Genomic DNA, 2,689 nt, shown 5'->3' on the forward strand with positions numbered 1-2,689 from the left:
ACCTTCCCCCAAAGGAAAGCGGCTGGCAGCAGCGTTGGTTTATGCTCTGCCCACCGTCATGCCAAGACTCATCCTTTCCCTCCTGATCTGTAGCAGCATTCTCAATGCGGCCGAGGTGCCGCCTGCCTTGCGCGACTATGCGCTGCCAGACGCCGCCAAACTCCAAGACAATCAAGGCCGCGACAACGGCGTTCGGTTTGTGGATCTGAACGGCGATGGCCATGAGGACATCGTGTTTTCAAATGCGCGTGAATACGGCGTGTTTCTCTTCGTTCCCAAGGAGCGTGCCAAGAAGGGCCTGCAATGGGACGAAGGCTGGTCGCAGGTGATGCGCGAAGGCAAGGCGGGAGATGCGAACAGCCTGCCGCCGATCGTTCGTGCAGATGGCCGCGACACTGGCGTCTCCTTTCACGATGGCGCGCTGTGGAGCGAAACAAAGCAACGCATTCCGTTTGCCGAACTGCTCAAGGTACCCGGCCCCGCGCCAAAGTCGCCGCAGGATTCTCTGAAGGCGCTGCATGTGAAGCCGGGATTTGAGGCCATGCTGGTGGCGGCCGAGCCGCTGGTGCAGGACCCGGTGTTCATCGACTGGGATGCGAAAGGTCGCATGTGGGTGGTGGAGATGGGAGACTACCCCTTTGCCCCCGGCGAAAAAACCAAGGACGGCAGCGTGGGGCAGGAGAAGGTTTCTGACCTGCAATCGGGGCGCGTGAAAATCCTCGAAGACACAAATGGCGACGGTGTGTACGACAAGTCCACCCTATTCCTCGACGGACTGAAGCATCCCACGGGTCTCGCACATTGGAAGAACGGCGTCTTCATCGCCAACATCCCGGACATCTTCTATGCCGAAGACACGGATGGTGACGGCAAATGCGACAAACGCGAAACCTGGTACACAGGCTTCACCGCCGGCAATCCGCAGCACTTAGTAAATGGCTTCTGCTGGGGGCTGGATGGCTGGTTCTACGGAGCGAATGGCGACAGCGGCGGCGACATCACCTGTGTGAAGACGGGCAAGAACATCGCTCTCGGCACCAATGATTTCCGCTTTGATCCACGCAGCGGCGAGTTCGCGCTGGAGGGTGGACGCAGCCAGTATGGCAAGTGGCGCGATGATTTTGGCAACTGGTTCGGCAACAACAACAGCACCATCGGCTGGCACTACTGGCTGCCGTTTCGTTATCTTGAACGTCATCCGGAAGCGGTGGTGAAATCCATCCGCAGTGACATGAATGATGAAAAGCGCCTCTACCCCGCAAGCCCGCCTGTGCGCCGCTTCAATCAGGGCAGCGCGGTCAACACACTGACCTCCGGCTGCTCGCCAATGCCTTTTCGTGACAGCACCTTCGGCACCGATGGCGCGCAGGTGATGTTCATCTGCGAACCGGCCAATAATCTGGTGCATCGTGAAGTGCTGAACTACGACGGCGGCACCATCACCTGCAGACGCCATCCAGACGATGTAAAAAGCGAGTTCATCGCCAGTGAAGACAACTGGTTCCGCCCCAGCATGGCACGCACAGGGCCGGATGGCGCACTGTACGTGGTGGACATGTACCGGCTCGTTCTGGAGCACCCTGAGTGGATTCCGGCGGAAATCGCGCGCGGGCTGGATCTGCGCGGCGGGGAGGATCGCGGAAGAATTTACCGTATCAGCAAGAGCGGCGCTGCAACTAGATCACCTAAAGGCGGGACAGCCATACAAGATCCAATTGCTGCGATGCGTTCTTCAAATGGGTGGATGCGTGACACGGCACAGCGTTTGTTGATTGAGCGGAATGAGACCTCTGCGGTGGCTGCGCTGAAGCCATTGCTCGGCGCCGCGCCGGCAGTGCGAATCCAGGCGGCGTTCACGCTGATGCAGCTTGGTGGCATGACTGCGGATGAAGTGTTTGCCTTGATCCATCCGCTGACGCCACAGGTGCGTGCCGGAGCCTTGACAGCCACGGGCACTCAATCGGATGCGGTCTTCAGTGAGTTTGAGAAGGTGTTGTTGAAGCAGGTGCCGCAGAAAGCCGCCGGCAAGGTCGTGATGCCGGTGATTACCAACCAGAATCCGAACCGGCAGAAGGTAGTGGCCAAATACGTGACTGAGGCAGCCAGTCTCAGTGGCGATGCAAAACGCGGTGCGGCGATTTTTCAGAAGGTGTGCATGGTGTGCCATAAGGTGCGTGAGCTCGGTGTGGAAGTCGGGCCTGATCTGACCACGGTGGCCACCAAGCCGCGCGAGCAGCTCATCGAGGCCATCTTTGATCCGAACCGCGCCGTGGAGCAGCGCAATGCGGCCACACAGGTGACGAAAAAGGACCAGAGCTTGATCGTGGGCCAGCTGGCCTCTGAAACACCGGGCAACATCACGATTCGACTCCCCGGCGGTGCTGATATTGTGGTACTGCGAAGCGACATCCGCGAAATCAAAACACTGACGACTTCGATCATGCCTGAAGGACTGGAAAGCGTACTGAGCGCGCAAGACGTGGCGGATGTCCTGACTTACATTGGCAGCAAGCCTTAAGCCCATGGTGGCGGGGTCTCCCACCCCGTATCCCGTCGAACTGCCGTGGAGTCAGGCGACCCACACCTTGTTCACTTCACATCACGCCACAGCCAGCGCAGAGCCTCGGGCAGGCTGGGGGCCATGCCTTTGCTGCCATGGAAGCATTGCGTCCAGTCGATGCGAAAGTCG

1 protein-coding gene is annotated in these 2,689 nt (G+C 59.3%); it reads left to right on the forward strand.

All coding sequences use genetic code 11. The features are described 5' to 3' along the window. A partial coding sequence (locus ACIREA_RS30215; protein ID WP_397386032.1) for a PVC-type heme-binding CxxCH protein occupies positions 1-2,518 on the forward strand: 2,518 nt, incomplete at its 5' end. Between the last annotated feature and the right edge of the window lie 171 nt (positions 2,519-2,689).

This window comes from Prosthecobacter sp. (genome assembly GCF_044373815.1).
GTDB lineage: Bacteria > Verrucomicrobiota > Verrucomicrobiia > Verrucomicrobiales > Verrucomicrobiaceae > Prosthecobacter.